Consider the following 13,326-nt stretch of genomic DNA (forward strand, 5'->3'; position numbering starts at 1 on the left):
ATACAACAGGAGAGGTACGCATGGGCGACACCAACGTCAATCTGGCCGAGCTTATCGGATCGCGAATTTGCCACGATCTGATTAGCCCGATTGGAGCGATCACGAACGGGCTGGAACTGCTTGAAATGGTCGGGTCCGTGCAAGGCCCCGAGATGGAGTTAATCTCGGGCAGTGTCGGCAGTGCCGGGGCAAGAATCCGGTTCTTTCGCGTCGCGTTCGGCTCGGCCAGTGACCAGCCGCTCGGTCGCGCCGAAGTTACCGAACTGTTGAAGGATGTTGAAAGCGTCGGTCGTGTGCGCGTCAACTGGCACGTGACTGAAGCCGTGCCGCGCAATCAGGTCAAGCTCGCCTTTTTGGCCCTGATGTGCTGTGAAAGCGCGATGCCGATGGGTGGAGAGGTAACCGTCGAAAACAACGGTGGCGCATGGACCGTGACGGGGGTTGCCGACAAGCTGAATGTCGACATGGACCTTTGGAAAAACCTTCCCAAGGGGCAGTTTGCCAACAAAGTCACACCGGCGCATGTTCAATTCGCGCTTTTGCCGCAAACGGCTGCGTCAATGGGGCGGCGGGTTGCGGCGGAAACTACCTCAACCCGCGTTGTGATCCGGTTTTAGGACCGAACGGTCCCGTTGCCGCGCACCAAGTATTTGAAACTGGTCAACTGAGCGGCCCCGACCGGGCCGCGCGCGTGCATCTTGCCTGTGGCAATCCCGATCTCGGCGCCCATGCCAAATTCGCCCCCGTCGGCGAATTGCGTCGACGCGTTGTGCATCAGGATTGCACTGTCCAGCCGCTCAAAGAAGCGGGCGGCGGCAGTGGCATCTTCGGTCATGATACAATCGGTGTGGTTCGATCCATATTTCCGGATATGCGCAATCGCTGCGTCGATATCTGCGACCGGCTTGGCAGCGATGATGCTGTCGAGGAACTCCTTGCCCCAGTCATCGTCGGTGGCGGAAATTGTACCGTCGACAGCCAGATTGCCTTCGGCATGGACTTCAACACCGGCTGCAAGCAGCGCCGAAATGATGTCACGGCCCAGTGTTTCGGCCACGTCCTGATGGATCAACAGACATTCAGCGGCGCCGCAGATTCCAGTGCGCCGGGTCTTTGCGTTCAGCACGACCTCCAGCGTTTTCTGCGGATCGGCGGTCTTATCGACATAGATATGCACGATACCCTCCAGGTGGGCGAAAACCGGCACCCGCGCCTCGCGCTGCACCAGCCCGACCAAGCCCTTACCACCACGGGGAACGATCACGTCCACATAATCCGTCATGGTCAGCAATTCCTGCACCGCGGCCCGGTCGCGGGTGGGGACCAGTTGGATCGCGTCTTCGGGCAGGTTCGCGGCCTTCAACCCTTCGACCAGACAGGCGTGAATGGCGGTTGAGGAGTGGAAGCTTTCCGACCCACCCCGCAGGATCACCGCATTGCCCGACTTCAGGCACAAGGCACCTGCATCGGCAGTCACGTTCGGACGGCTTTCATAGATCACGCCGATCACGCCCAGCGGAGTGCGAACACGCTGAATGTTGAGGCCCGATGCCATGTCCCATTCAGACAGAACTTCGCCTACCGGATCGGCCTGATCCGCGACTGTGCGCAGACCGTCGACCATGCCCTGGACGCGCGCTTCATCCAGCATCAGGCGGTCCATCATCGCCGGGCTCAGGCCCTTTTCGCGACCGAATTCCAGGTCTTTCTTGTTTGCCTCGATGATCTGAGCGCGATTAGCCCATACCGCATCGGCAGCGGCGATCAGGGCTGCGTGTTTACGCTCGGCAGTCGCGAAGGCCAGATCGGCCGAAGCTGCCTTGGCGCGTTTTCCAAGATCGGCCATCAGGGCGGGAATATTGTCGAAATCCTTCATCTCATATGCCTTTCGGTCGGTCTTATTTGTCTATCATTGCGCCGTTACAGCGCCAAATCATCGCGGTGGATCAAAACGGCCCGACCGGGATAGCCCAGCGTGGCCTCGATCTCGGAGGACTTCCGCCCCTTTATCGCGTCAGCCTCTTGCGCGGTATAGCGGCTAAGGCCCTGTGCCAGTCGACGCTCTTGTGGATCGACGATAGCAACCGGGTCGCCGCGGCCAAAATCACCGGTGACTTCGACAATGCCTGCGGGCAGCAGACTTTTGCCGTTGCCCAACGCTTTGGCCGCTCCGGCATCAACCACGATCTCGCCGCGCGGCTTCATGGCCGAAATCCAGCGCTTGCGCGCCGCATGCGGATCAAGTGTCGCGGTGAACCATGTGCAGTCTGCACCTTCTTCCAGCGTTTTCAGAGGGTTCAGGGTCGACCCTTCGGTTATCGCCATGTCGCAACCTGCTGCCGTTGCCATCTTGGCCGCCAGCAGCTTGGTCTTCATCCCACCCTTGGATAGACCGGAACCAGCGTCGCCCGCCATTTTTTCGATCTCGGGCGTGATGGCTTCGATGACATCGAACCGCTTGGCTGTTCTGTCCTCATTGGGGTTGCCCGTGTAGAACCCGTCCACATCCGACAACAGGATCAATTGGTCAGCCCCAACCGTTACAGCGATCTGCGCGGCAAGGCGATCATTGTCGCCATAACGGATCTCATCCGTTGCAACTGTATCGTTTTCGTTAACAATCGGAACTACGCCCAGGCTCAATAAGGTCTCAAGCGTTGCGCGGGAATTCAGATAGCGTCTGCGGTCTTCGCTGTCTTCCAGTGTTACAAGAACCTGCGCGGTGGTGATGGTGTAAGGGGTCAGAGCCTCTTCATAAGCGCGGGCCAGTCTGATCTGGCCCACGGCAGCCGCGGCCTGCGACTGCTCCAGCGGCAAAGCCGCCATCGGCAGAGCCAAAACACCGCGCCCCAGCGCGATTGAGCCGGACGAGACCAAGACTACGTCCGTCCCCTGCCCCTTTAGCCACGCGACGTCCTGTGCCAGCGAATGTAACCATTCCGACCTCAACAAACCCGTGTCGCGGTCCACCAGCAAGGCGGACCCGATCTTGACAACAAGGCGACGTGCGGCGGTCAGGGTTGCCACGTCTTCGTCTCCTCAACGGGTTTTTGGCGCAGGCGGTTCTCGTCGATTTGCGTACGAAGCGCACGAAGCACCTCGGTCACACCCAGATGCGCCACGCCGGACATGGTCATCACGGGGCCACCTACAGCCTCTTCCAGCTCGGCTTTCTGGATCTCGAGTTCCTCTTCATCCAGTGCATCGACCTTGTTCAGAACCGTGATCCGAGGTTTTTCGGCCAGTTCGCCGCCATAGGCCTCAAGCTCATGAATGATGGTGCGGTAGTCTTCGGCCACCGTTTCCGAGGTGCCGTCGACAAGGTGCAACAAAACGGCGCAGCGTTCGACGTGCCCAAGGAACCGATCCCCGATCCCGCGCCCTTCGTGGGCGCCTTCGATCAGGCCCGGAATATCGGCGACCACAAACTCCACGTTGTCGACACCGACAACACCCAGATTCGGGTGCAGGGTCGTAAACGGATAATCAGCAATTTTGGGGCGCGCGTTCGATGTGGCCGCCAGAAAGGTTGATTTGCCGGCATTCGGCATGCCCAACAGACCCACATCTGCAATCAGTTTCAACCGCAGCCAGATGGTGCGGTCAATCCCCGCTTGCCCCGGATTGGCGCGGCGCGGGGCCTGGTTGGTGGCCGATTTGAAGTGCAGGTTGCCGAAGCCACCATTGCCGCCCTTGGCCAGCAAAACGCGCTGTCCAACTTCGGTCAGGTCACAGATGACGGTTTCTTCGTCCTCGTCCAGAATCTCGGTGCCGACGGGCACACGCAGGACGATATCGTCACCGTCCTTACCGGTACGTTGCTGACCGCGACCCGGTTGACCGTTTTTGGCAAAAAAGTGTTGCTGATACCGGAAATCGATCAGGGTATTCAGCCCATCCACAACTTCGGCCCAGACAGACCCGCCCTTACCGCCGTCACCGCCATCGGGACCGCCGTATTCAATGTACTTTTCGCGCCGAAAGCTGACGCAGCCGCCACCTCCGGCACCGGACCGGATGTAGACCTTTGCAAGATCGAGAAATTTCATGTGTGTCCCCTACTGCAAAGGCCCCATCGGCCACAAGTCAGAGTTTTTTACTGTAAGTCCAGGTAGGCACGTTCGCATCGCGCGCCACCGAGTAGCTTTCGGCATCCCCAAGGTATTCAAACCCGCAATGGGTCAGCACCCGGGCCGAGGCCGGATTGTCCTGAAACACGCTGGCAAACATGGTGGCGTTTTCCAACGGGTTGGCATTGACCAGAGTTTCAACGGCCAGCGACGCAACGCCCGTGTTCCAATAGACAGGCGCGACCCAATAACCGACCTCGGACTGGTTGCGGTCCAGTCGCGTCAGTGAAATCAGGCCAATCAGCTCGGGACCACCATCTTTGGTGGCATCCATCGCCCAGACATCCTCATCCCGGTCCTCGGCCATCGAACGGGACACGAATGCCTCGATCGAGCCGGGCGGCAGCGGATGCGGGATCGATGTGGTCATACGTGCCACGCGCTCATCACCTGCGTAATGTTCAATGAGACCCAAATCCGACCTGCGCAGCGGGCGCAGATCGAACCGCTCGGTTTCTATGACCGGCTGGTTTATGATCGTCTCCAGTTTCATGAGTGCGTTCCTCCTCCGAACAACACGTAAATTATGGACGCAAAAGCAAAACTAAATAACGTCCACATCAGATATTTGCGGCCCAGACGATGTTCAACCGCATGGGCAATCCGACCTTGTGTCAAGGTCGGTATAAAGCTTGCTGCATTGGTCATCGGGGCCATTGATCAAAACTGCGTTAAAACGAGAAAGGGGACCGGCATTTTCTGCCGGTCCCCCTGGAATTTTTCAAACCTTACGGGTTTCGGCTTACTCTGCGGCCTCCGCCACTGGCAGGACCGAAATGAAGGTGCGGTTTTTGAGTCCCTTGTGGAACTTCACGGCGCCATCGGTGGTTGCAAAGATGGTGTGATCTTTGCCCATACCTACGCCCTCGCCCGGCCAGAACTTGGTGCCGCGCTGACGTACGATGATGTTGCCTGCGATGGCTGCTTGGCCACCGTACAGTTTCACGCCAAGGCGGCGACCAGCTGAGTCGCGACCGTTACGGGAGGAACCGCCAGCTTTTTTATGTGCCATTCTCTCTCTCCTTAGCCTTTGGCCAGCTCTTTGGCCTGCTCAACCCACTCGGGTTTCACTTTGACCGTTTCGATAGCAGCAATCTGCTCGTCCGACAAGGCGGCCAGAGCAGCAAAGCTCTCGATACCGGCTTCTGCCAGCTTCTTGGCAGCGGCAGGGCCGACACCGTTCAGCTTGGTCAGATCGTCAGCGGCAGCAGCAGCGGCGGGTGCCTCTGCTTTGGCTTCAGCTTTCTTCGCAGTAGGCTTTTTCGCCGCCGGAGCAGCTTCGCCAGCCGGAGCCGAACCGGTTGCAGCTTTGATGCCAGACTTGTCAGCGCCCGACGCCAGGATGTCGGTGATCTTGACCAAAGTCAGCTTCTGACGGTGGCCAACGGTACGCTTCGAGCTGTGCTTACGACGGCGCTTGACGAACTTGATGACCTTGTCACCTTTGATCTGTTCGATCACTTCGGCCTGTACGCCTGCGCCTTCAACGAAAGGAGCACCAACAACCGGAGCGTCGCCACCCAGCATCAGAACATCGTTGAATTGAACTTTTTCACCTGCGTCGGCAGCCAGCTTTTCAACGCGGAGCACATCGCCCGCCTGAACCTTGTACTGCTTGCCGCCAGTCTTGAGGACCGCAAACATGCGTCTTTCCTTTTCAAACCCGCGTTCTGTGGTCCCCTTTCGGGCGTTACTGGCTTTCGCCACCTCGAACAGCGCGCCCTTTTCGGGCTGTGTGACGACCTTTCGGGACAACCCCTTGGGTCAATAATGACGAGACCCGGCGCGGAGAAACCGGCCGGGATGCGCGCTTATCCATAGAATGGCTGGGAAAGTCAACAGTAAATAGAGGGTCAAAGGTCCGATGCGCTGAGCGCGCGTGAGACCGCCTGCCCCAATTCAAAGTAGACCTGATCATAAATCAGATCGAAGCCGACAAAAAAGGCCTCATTCATGGCGCGTCCCGTATCGGTGCGGGAAAAGGCGATGTTCTCGCGCATCTGGGCTTCGGTCAGAGGCTGATAAGCAAGCAGCAAAAAAGAGTACAGCCAAGTACGGGTCTCTTCGGTAACGCTGTCCTTTTCCGACAATAGCTGCGCCAGGATGTCTTCGGGGTTAGCGCCCGTTTCGCCGCTCAGGCCGCGAAAAAAGTTGTAATCCGAACTCAGGGAACTTTGGACATTCCTATCGATCAGATCATTGACCTCGATGTATTCGTCGACCAGCAGGAACAACGAGGTGTCCTGCGCACTGTCCAGGTAAGCCTCGCGCGCCATGTCCTTGATGGTTTCGTCCGCGAATGCCAGCCGTGCCGAGTTTTCCAGCGTGACAATGGTTTGGCCCACTTCGCTTTCAAAAAACACGATCGCGCGGTCCATTTGACTGTCTGTCAGGCGGCTCTCAAAGGTCTCAGCAATCTGCTGCTGCATCCGTTCGGGCGCGTAAATCTCCTCAATCTGGGCCTCGAACACCGGTCCGCCGGTGTTTCCCAGAAACGTCTCATCCAGTTCTTGCCCTTGCACCCTGCCCTCATCCCGCAGAATCTCAACGACCTGTTCGATCTTGAGCGCCTGCATCAGACGCTCGACCCGGTCCGAGGCAGCCGCAGGAACGGCGAATAGCAGAAAAGACAAACACGCAGCGGTCAGACGCATCAGATATCCTGTGCCGGGTGCAGTTCGGCCATTCTTGCGGCGAGGTCTTCGAACTTCATGGCCATGATTTCATATTGGATGGCGTTCAACAGCTCATAGACCTCTTGCATCAGCGGTTGCTCCAACGCGTCGGCATAAGCAACGACCTCGGCGTCCGAGAAGTCTTTATAGGTATAGGCAGCCCCAGCCAGAGCGGACAGTTGCAACGCCTGCCGCATTCCGGTTTCGCTGCGCCGAAGCATTTCCCTAAGCTCATCGGCGCTCAGTTGCAGGTCGATCACACCCGAGGCGCTGGCCGCGAGAAGAAAGCGCAACTGAATCTCTTGCACAGCCCGCAAAGCAGTGCCGCTGGAGTCAATCGCGCGATTCATGCGTTTGAGCTCTTCGACGCGTTTCGAGCCATCTTGGATCAGGCCCGATACGATTTCCTGCCCTTCCGTCTGCTTGGCTTCATCGTCTTCGATCATGTGAGACGCGTTTTCGGCCTGAACCAAGCGCTGCCCCAGGTCCGAAGCATAGAACTCGACCGCGTGGTTCAGCGCATCATCGCTCAGCGTTTGTTCCAGAATCGAAACGGCGATGTTGTGCATGTCTTCGACATCAAAGACTTCTTCGGTCAGACGGGTCCAATCCGATCCAAACCCGTCGGGGTCAATGCCCAGCATCTGAGGCGCCGAGGCTGAAGCCAGCGCTATGCTTTCAAGGGCAACATCAAACCCGGTTGTGGTCAAAAACGCCTCGATCCGGTCCCGGCTGGCTGCAAAAGCCTGCTGCGACAGAAGAGCAAGGGTGAAAACAACGGCTGAAAGCGGCACAACGGCCCGGTGTAGAGCATAGGTCATAAGCAAGAGCCTAGGCGAATTACGGCGTCAGGCAACGGAAAATCCCAGCTTTGTTAATTTTCGGAATTTTCTGCTTGCACCCCCGCGCGTTCCTCACTAAATCCCCCCCTCACAGACCCCCGCGGAGAGGTGCCGGAGTGGTCGAACGGGGCGGTCTCGAAAACCGTTGTGGGTGCAAGCCCACCCAGGGTTCGAATCCCTGTCTCTCCGCCACAATCCCTTTCGGATGACGGCCTTTTTCAAGCAAAGCGTGCGCAACGACCGCGAGGCGGCGTGTTATTGCCATCTGGTATGGTCAGATCGGCGCAGGCTGGCTCAATTCCCGGATTTGAAGTGAACTCCGGGGAATTCCCCTTTGATTTCCGGTATTTTCCACCCATCTGGGCGACACGTATTTCAAGGAGATCCCCCTATGTCGCGTACTCTTATTCTCGCAGTTATCGTCGCTGGCCTTGGCGCTGGCATCTACTATTACCTAAATCAACCTGAACCCACGCCTGCTGAGCGGCTGCAATCGGCGGCGCAAGAAGCGGGCGAAGCCGTGAACGACGCCGTTGACGCGGCCACCGAGCAAGCGAATGAGGCTGCATCTTCGATCACAGAGCAGGCTACCGAAGCCGCCGAGCAAGCCGGACAGGCAGCCACCGATCTGGCAAACCAGGCCAGCGATCAGGTTGCCTCACTGGCCACGCAAGGCCAGGATCTGGTGAATTCCTGGATCGAAGAAGGCACGCTTTCCGTTCAGAACTTTGACTATGACGCCATTGTCGCCTCGGTTCAGGACAGTCAGTTGTCGCAGGACCTGAAAACACAGGCGCTGAATATCCTTGATGAAATCAAGGCGTCACCTCAGTTGATTGCAGAGAAAATCGAAGAGTTGCGCACCCTTCTGACATCTCAGCAATAACCCTTATGGGCCGTTCGCTTCAGAGCGGCCCATTTTTTTTGTCGCGGGCAAGCTCCCGCTACGTCAGTTCCCACTTTGATTGACGTATGGACGGGCGTTTGGTTGGCTGTTTCCTAAATCCGAATACCACACGCACCAGACCCGGTCGGTCCTGTGCCTGTACAGCAGATAGGAGACAGCATGACCACCCTGCCCCCCAAAATGTTCGCCGTAATTCAAACCCATGACGGGTACACCGGCTCTCCGTCTGGGCCATTCATCGAGGACGCCGCCGATTGGTTGGCCGAGGCCGAGGTCGACATTCCCGAACCCGGTCTCGGACAGGTTCTGATCAAACTGCGCACGGCATCGGTGAACCCGTCCGACATTCACTTTATCAAGGGCGAATATGGGCAGCCGCGCGTCAAGGGTGTGCCGGCCGGATTTGAGGGCTGCGGCGACGTTGTTGCAACCGGCAAAGGGGCCGAGGCATTGCAGGGTCAGCGGGTCGCCTTTGTCGCGGCAGGTTCAGGGGCCTGGGCTGAATATGTGGTGACGCAGGCACTGATGTGCATCCCGCTGCGTCCCGACATTTCGGATGAGGACGGATCGGCCCAGATCGTGAACCCCATGACCGCGATGGCCATGGTCGATATCGCGCGCGGCGCCGGTGAGGCCTTTGTAGTATCTGCTGCCACCAGCCAGTTGGGCAAGCTGATGTGTGCTCTGGGTCGTGACCTTGGGTTGAAACCCATTGCCCTTGTGCGCCGAGCTGAAGCTGTCGAAGTCATAAAAGCGCATGGTGCACATGAGGTTCTGGTCACTACAGATCAGGATGTGGTCCAGAAATTCTCTGAACTCAGCCATGAATTAAAACCCCGCGTCTTTCTTGATGCGGTCGCGGATCAATTGTCCGAACAGCTGTTCTGCGCGATGCCCAACGGCGCGCGATGGGTTGTTTACGGAAAACTCAGCCCCGAGCTGCCAAAGCTGACACAGACAGGTCAGTTGATTTTCATGAACAAGCGGATCGAAGGGTTCTGGCTGACGCAATGGATGACCTCGACCCCGCCTGCGGACCAGATGCGCGTGGTTGCGGAAGTTCAGGCCCGTTTTGCTGATGGACGCTGGAAAACTGATGTGTCGGAACGGCTTAAACTGCGTGATGTCGTGGGAAAATTGGCAGATGCGCTGAAAAAGAGTGACGGAAAGGTTCTGATCACGCCATAGTAGTACAAGGCCCCGAACGTAGCAGGACGTTCGGGGCTAAAAAAAACGCCGGGCATACCGGCATGGGAGGAGAAAATTGGATAACGCGCAGCTGCTGATCAGCGGGCTGGCGAATGGCTGTGTCTACGGCCTGATCGCGCTTGGATTTGTACTGATTTACAAGGCAACCGAAGCCGTGAATTTCGCGCAAGGCGACTTCATGATGCTGGGTGCCTTTGTCACCATCGGACTGACGAATACCGAATACATGGGGTTGCCATTCTGGCTGGCATTGCCGATCTCTCTGGGGATCATGGCGGCTTTGGGGTACCTTCTGGATCGCCTAATCATCCGGCGATTGTTCGGGGAAAGCCAAACGGCCGTGGTGATCCTGACCATCGCATTGGGTTTTGTGATCCGGTTCGTCGCCGGGCTGATCTGGGGGCACGAGCCGCAGACATTGCAAAACCCACTGGCCGGTAAAGAGGTGCGTTTCGGCGGGCTGGTTCTGGGGATGGAGGACGTGGCGGTCATCGTCGTCACCATCCTGCTGACCTGGGGCCTGTATGTTTTCTTCAGCCGCACCAAGCTGGGTCTTGCGATGCAGGGCGCCTCTCAGAACCAGTTGGCGGCCTATTACATGGGTATCCCGGTTAAGCGCGTGCAGGGGTTCATCTGGGCCCTCGCCGGAGTGGTCGCCGGGATCGCCGGTATCCTTTTCGCTGCAAAAGGTTCGGTCGATCCCAGCAGTGGCTTGCTCGGTATCAAAGCCTTCGCTGCGGCGGTCATCGGTGGTTTCGGCAGCCTGCCCGGTGCTCTGGCCGGAGGGCTGGTTGTCGGCGTGATCGAACCCTTCGCCAGCCGATACATCGCCGCCGGGTACAGTCAGGTCGCGCCTTACGCCTTGTTGTTGGCCGTGCTGATCTTCCGTCCAAACGGGCTGTTCAGCCAGGTTCGGGTCAAGAAGGTGTAAGCGATGCGAGTTATCTTCAAAACCAACTACATGCAGGATATCCGGCCCTGGAAGGACACCTACCAGCTCAGCCTCTACCTGATCCTGCTCGTGATCATCGTCGCCGCACCGTGGTGGCTGGATGAGTTTTACCTGGGTGAACTGACCAATGTTCTGATCTGGGCCATCGCGGGTCTGGGTCTGATGGTTCTGACCGGCCATACCGGGCAGGTCAGCCTTGGTCACGCTGCGTTTCTGGCCTTTGGCTGCTATGCCAACGTCATCCTTCTGGAAGCAGGCGTGCCGTTTCTGATCGCCTTCCCGCTGGCGGGCATCCTGACGGGTCTGGCTGGGGTGACGGTCGCGATCCCTGCCCTGCGCCTGCACGGGATCTATCTGGCGATCTTTACCATGGCTCTGTCCATCCTGATGGATGACGTCATCGTTCTGGCTGAGCCGATCACAGGCGGTGTGTCGGGCAAGTATCTGGGCGGCGTTGAAATCTTCGGCTTTCTGGTTGATCGCTGGGGGACACCGGTGCAGTTCTTCTGGCTGGTGTTGGGCGTGGCCGTTCTGGTGACCCTCGGATACATCAACCTTTTGCGCGCGCCGCTTGGGCGCAGCTTTATCGCGGTGCGCGACTCTGAGGTTTCGGCTCAGGCGATGGGCGTCGATATTGCCCGCACCAAGATGATCTCGTTCGCGCTGTCTTGCGCTGTGACCGGTTGGGCTGGAGCGCTGATGGGCATGTATGCCGGTGCGTTCAATAACGAGACGTTCAGCGTTGTGATCTCGATCCAGCTGTTGATGATGATCGTGATCGGCGGGTTGGGTTCGATCCACGGAGCGTTTCTTGGTGCGATCGTCATCGGGTTCCTGCCTCAATTCCTGTCGATCTCGAAGGAATATGTCGGCGCGCTTTTTGGCGGCAGCACCGTTGCCATTCCGGGTCTGGAGTTCGGCATCTTCGGTATGATCCTGATCGCGTTCATCCTGTTCGAACCGATGGGTATGTATGGGCGCTGGCTGAAAATCCGTACCTGGTTCGAACTGTTCCCCTTCTACCGCAAGGATATGTTCAAACGTCAGAAATCCTACCTCAAGACGGAGCGCCTGAGATGAGCTTGCTTGAGTTTGAAAATGTCACCCTGAAATTCGGTGGCCTGACGGCGGTGAACGATCTGTCCTTCGAGGTCGAAGAAGGCGAGGTTTTTGCCATAGTCGGTCCAAATGGCGCGGGTAAATCCACGGTTTTTAACCTGATCTCACGGTTTTACGATCCCTACGCAGGTTCGATCCGGTTTGACGGGCACGACCTGTTGGCAGTCAAACCCTCGGGCGTGGCGGCCTATGGCGTGGCGCGGACGTTTCAGAATATTGAACTGTTCGAACATGCCACCGTATTGCAGAACCTTCTGGTTGGGCGGCATCGGCATCGCAAAACCAACCTGTTCTCCGAGGTGCTGTTCCTGCCCTCAGCCCGGCGGCAAGAGCTGGAAAACCGCGAAAAGGTCGAAGAGATCATCGAGTTCCTCGATCTGCAGGCATTCCGTGACAAGATGATCTCGGGCTTGCCCTACGGCGTCCGCAAGGTGGTCGAGGTTGCGCGCGCACTGGCGACCGACCCCAAGTTGCTGTTGCTGGACGAACCTGCTTCGGGGCTGTCGGTCGAAGAGACGACGGATATGCGCTGGTGGATTGACGATATCCGACGGCAGATGGGCACGACTGTGCTGATGGTGGAGCATGACATGGGGCTGGTTTCCGGCGTGTCCGATCGAGTTCTGGCCATGGCTGACGGCGCGAAACTGGCGCTTGGCACACCGGCCGAGGTCCAGTCACACCCGGCGGTGATCGAAGCCTATCTGGGGAAAGCCTCATGAGCGAACCGATCCTGAAAATCCGAAATATCGAAAGCTTTTACGGCCCGATCATGGCGATCCGCGGCGTGTCGCTGGATGTGCATCCCGGTCAGATCGTTTCAATCCTCGGGGCAAACGGTGCGGGCAAGACAACGCTGATGAAAACCGTCTCGGGTGTGATGGACCCGGAGAAGGGAAAGATCACGTTCCACGGCGAAGACATTCAGGGGTCAGAACCACACAAGGTCGTCCAGAAAGGCATCGTTCATGTCCCCGAAGGCCGCGAGGTCTTCCCCCTGCTGACTGTGGACGAAAACCTGAGCCTTGGGGCGTATACGCTGAGGGACAAAGGCCAGATCGACCATGATCGCGATCTGGTGTTTTCGTATTTTCCGATCCTCAAGGAACGCCGCAATCAAGAGGCTGGCACGCTTTCAGGCGGGCAACAGCAGATGTTGGCCATCGGACGTGGGTTGATGGGGAACCCGAAGATCATGCTGTTGGATGAGCCTTCACTGGGCCTGTCCCCGCTGTTGGTGCAAGAGATCTTTGGCATCCTCAAACGGCTGAACGACGAACAAAACATGACGATGATGTTGGTTGAACAGAACGCCAATGCCGCGCTGGAACTGGCCCATCATGGCTACGTGATGGAGGTCGGTCGCATCGTGATGGATGGAGCTGCAAAGGTTCTGATGCAGTCCGAGGACATCCAGAACTTCTATTTGGGCGTGCAGGAAGAAGGCGCGCGGGAGAACCGTCGCTGGAAACGCAAGAAGACGTGGAGGTGA

General features: G+C 58.0%; 15 protein-coding genes and 1 tRNA gene. 8 read left to right on the forward strand and 8 right to left on the reverse strand.

Translation table 11 applies throughout. From position 1 onward, the window contains the following. Positions 1 to 20 precede the first annotated feature (20 nt). Positions 21 to 617, forward strand: a complete 597-nt coding sequence (locus GOV53_RS01440; protein ID WP_170463711.1) for a histidine phosphotransferase family protein — start codon at positions 21 to 23, stop codon at positions 615 to 617. On the opposite strand, the gene GOV53_RS01445 is transcribed toward GOV53_RS01440, so the two are convergent. From GOV53_RS01445 to GOV53_RS01480, 8 genes are all read right to left on the reverse strand, one after another. Then, positions 614 to 1,876 (reverse strand): glutamate-5-semialdehyde dehydrogenase, encoded by a 1,263-nt coding sequence (locus GOV53_RS01445; protein WP_170463713.1) that lies wholly within the window; start codon positions 1,874 to 1,876, stop codon positions 614 to 616. The two genes, GOV53_RS01440 and GOV53_RS01445, sit on opposite strands and share 4 nt — an antisense overlap. A gap of 44 nt (positions 1,877 to 1,920) precedes the next feature. Beyond that, positions 1,921 to 3,027 (reverse strand): glutamate 5-kinase, encoded by a 1,107-nt coding sequence (gene proB / locus GOV53_RS01450; protein WP_170463715.1) that lies wholly within the window; start codon positions 3,025 to 3,027, stop codon positions 1,921 to 1,923. After that, complete coding sequence (obgE, locus tag GOV53_RS01455; protein ID WP_170463717.1) at positions 3,015 to 4,049, reverse strand: GTPase ObgE; 1,035 nt, start codon at positions 4,047 to 4,049, stop codon at positions 3,015 to 3,017. Before obgE ends, proB begins: the two co-directional genes overlap by 13 nt. 37 nt (positions 4,050 to 4,086) lie before the next feature. Then, on the reverse strand, positions 4,087 to 4,623 hold the full coding sequence (locus GOV53_RS01460; RefSeq protein ID WP_170424914.1) for a GNAT family N-acetyltransferase: 537 nt from the start codon (positions 4,621 to 4,623) through the stop codon (positions 4,087 to 4,089). A gap of 249 nt (positions 4,624 to 4,872) precedes the next feature. Continuing rightward, a complete protein-coding gene (rpmA, locus tag GOV53_RS01465; protein ID WP_039535512.1) occupies positions 4,873 to 5,142 on the reverse strand; it encodes a 50S ribosomal protein L27 in 270 nt (89 codons plus the stop codon). 11 nt (positions 5,143 to 5,153) lie between these two features. Beyond that, entirely contained in the window at positions 5,154 to 5,774 is a 621-nt protein-coding gene (locus GOV53_RS01470) for a 50S ribosomal protein L21 (protein ID WP_170463719.1), read from the reverse strand. 209 nt (positions 5,775 to 5,983) lie between these two features. Then, positions 5,984 to 6,784 (reverse strand): DUF2059 domain-containing protein, encoded by an 801-nt coding sequence (locus GOV53_RS01475; RefSeq protein WP_170463721.1) that lies wholly within the window; start codon positions 6,782 to 6,784, stop codon positions 5,984 to 5,986. Beyond that, positions 6,784 to 7,626, reverse strand: coding sequence for a DUF2059 domain-containing protein (locus tag GOV53_RS01480; protein WP_170463723.1), 843 nt, complete (start codon positions 7,624 to 7,626; stop codon positions 6,784 to 6,786). Before GOV53_RS01480 ends, GOV53_RS01475 begins: the two co-directional genes overlap by 1 nt. A gap of 123 nt (positions 7,627 to 7,749) precedes the next feature. Here GOV53_RS01480 and GOV53_RS01485 point away from each other — a divergent pair. The 7 genes from GOV53_RS01485 (at position 7,750) to GOV53_RS01515 (ending at position 13,326) form a co-directional block, all read left to right on the forward strand. Next, positions 7,750 to 7,839 (forward strand) — tRNA-Ser (locus tag GOV53_RS01485). Positions 7,840 to 8,038: 199 nt separating this feature from the next. Continuing rightward, positions 8,039 to 8,533, forward strand: coding sequence for a hypothetical protein (locus tag GOV53_RS01490; RefSeq protein ID WP_170463725.1), 495 nt, complete (start codon positions 8,039 to 8,041; stop codon positions 8,531 to 8,533). A 180-nt stretch (positions 8,534 to 8,713) separates the two neighbouring features. Then, positions 8,714 to 9,742, forward strand: a complete 1,029-nt coding sequence (locus GOV53_RS01495; protein ID WP_170463726.1) for an alcohol dehydrogenase catalytic domain-containing protein — start codon at positions 8,714 to 8,716, stop codon at positions 9,740 to 9,742. A gap of 76 nt (positions 9,743 to 9,818) precedes the next feature. Continuing rightward, entirely contained in the window at positions 9,819 to 10,694 is an 876-nt protein-coding gene (locus GOV53_RS01500; protein WP_170424932.1) for a branched-chain amino acid ABC transporter permease, read from the forward strand. A gap of 3 nt (positions 10,695 to 10,697) precedes the next feature. After that, complete coding sequence (locus GOV53_RS01505; RefSeq protein WP_170463728.1) at positions 10,698 to 11,795, forward strand: branched-chain amino acid ABC transporter permease; 1,098 nt, start codon at positions 10,698 to 10,700, stop codon at positions 11,793 to 11,795. Next, the gene (locus tag GOV53_RS01510; RefSeq protein WP_170463730.1) at positions 11,792 to 12,556 is read left to right on the forward strand and encodes an ABC transporter ATP-binding protein; all 765 of its coding nucleotides are present in this window, start codon (positions 11,792 to 11,794) and stop codon (positions 12,554 to 12,556) included. The genes GOV53_RS01505 and GOV53_RS01510 overlap by 4 nt, the downstream gene beginning before the upstream one ends. Further along, positions 12,553 to 13,326 (forward strand): ABC transporter ATP-binding protein, encoded by a 774-nt coding sequence (locus GOV53_RS01515; RefSeq protein ID WP_170463732.1) that lies wholly within the window; start codon positions 12,553 to 12,555, stop codon positions 13,324 to 13,326. Before GOV53_RS01510 ends, GOV53_RS01515 begins: the two co-directional genes overlap by 4 nt.

This window comes from Ruegeria arenilitoris (assembly GCF_013035315.1).
GTDB classification, from domain to species: domain Bacteria; phylum Pseudomonadota; class Alphaproteobacteria; order Rhodobacterales; family Rhodobacteraceae; genus Ruegeria; species Ruegeria arenilitoris_D.

Bases quoted from the DNA above. Each gene is read 5' to 3' on its own strand.
- GOV53_RS01510 (WP_170463730.1), top strand. From the start codon at position 11,792: ATGAGCTTGCTTGAGTTTGAAAATGTCACCCTGAAATTCGGTGGCCTG.
- GOV53_RS01495 (WP_170463726.1), top strand. From the start codon at position 8,714: ATGACCACCCTGCCCCCCAAAATGTTCGCCGTAATTCAAACCCATGAC.
- rpmA (WP_039535512.1), bottom strand. From the start codon at position 5,142: ATGGCACATAAAAAAGCTGGCGGTTCCTCCCGTAACGGTCGCGACTCA.
- GOV53_RS01480 (WP_170463723.1), bottom strand. From the start codon at position 7,626: ATGACCTATGCTCTACACCGGGCCGTTGTGCCGCTTTCAGCCGTTGTT.
- GOV53_RS01505 (WP_170463728.1), top strand. From the start codon at position 10,698: ATGCGAGTTATCTTCAAAACCAACTACATGCAGGATATCCGGCCCTGG.
- GOV53_RS01460 (WP_170424914.1), bottom strand. From the start codon at position 4,623: ATGAAACTGGAGACGATCATAAACCAGCCGGTCATAGAAACCGAGCGG.
- GOV53_RS01440 (WP_170463711.1), top strand. From the start codon at position 21: ATGGGCGACACCAACGTCAATCTGGCCGAGCTTATCGGATCGCGAATT.
- GOV53_RS01490 (WP_170463725.1), top strand. From the start codon at position 8,039: ATGTCGCGTACTCTTATTCTCGCAGTTATCGTCGCTGGCCTTGGCGCT.
- obgE (WP_170463717.1), bottom strand. From the start codon at position 4,049: ATGAAATTTCTCGATCTTGCAAAGGTCTACATCCGGTCCGGTGCCGGA.
- GOV53_RS01470 (WP_170463719.1), bottom strand. From the start codon at position 5,774: ATGTTTGCGGTCCTCAAGACTGGCGGCAAGCAGTACAAGGTTCAGGCG.
- GOV53_RS01445 (WP_170463713.1), bottom strand. From the start codon at position 1,876: ATGAAGGATTTCGACAATATTCCCGCCCTGATGGCCGATCTTGGAAAA.
- GOV53_RS01475 (WP_170463721.1), bottom strand. From the start codon at position 6,784: ATGCGTCTGACCGCTGCGTGTTTGTCTTTTCTGCTATTCGCCGTTCCT.
- GOV53_RS01515 (WP_170463732.1), top strand. From the start codon at position 12,553: ATGAGCGAACCGATCCTGAAAATCCGAAATATCGAAAGCTTTTACGGC.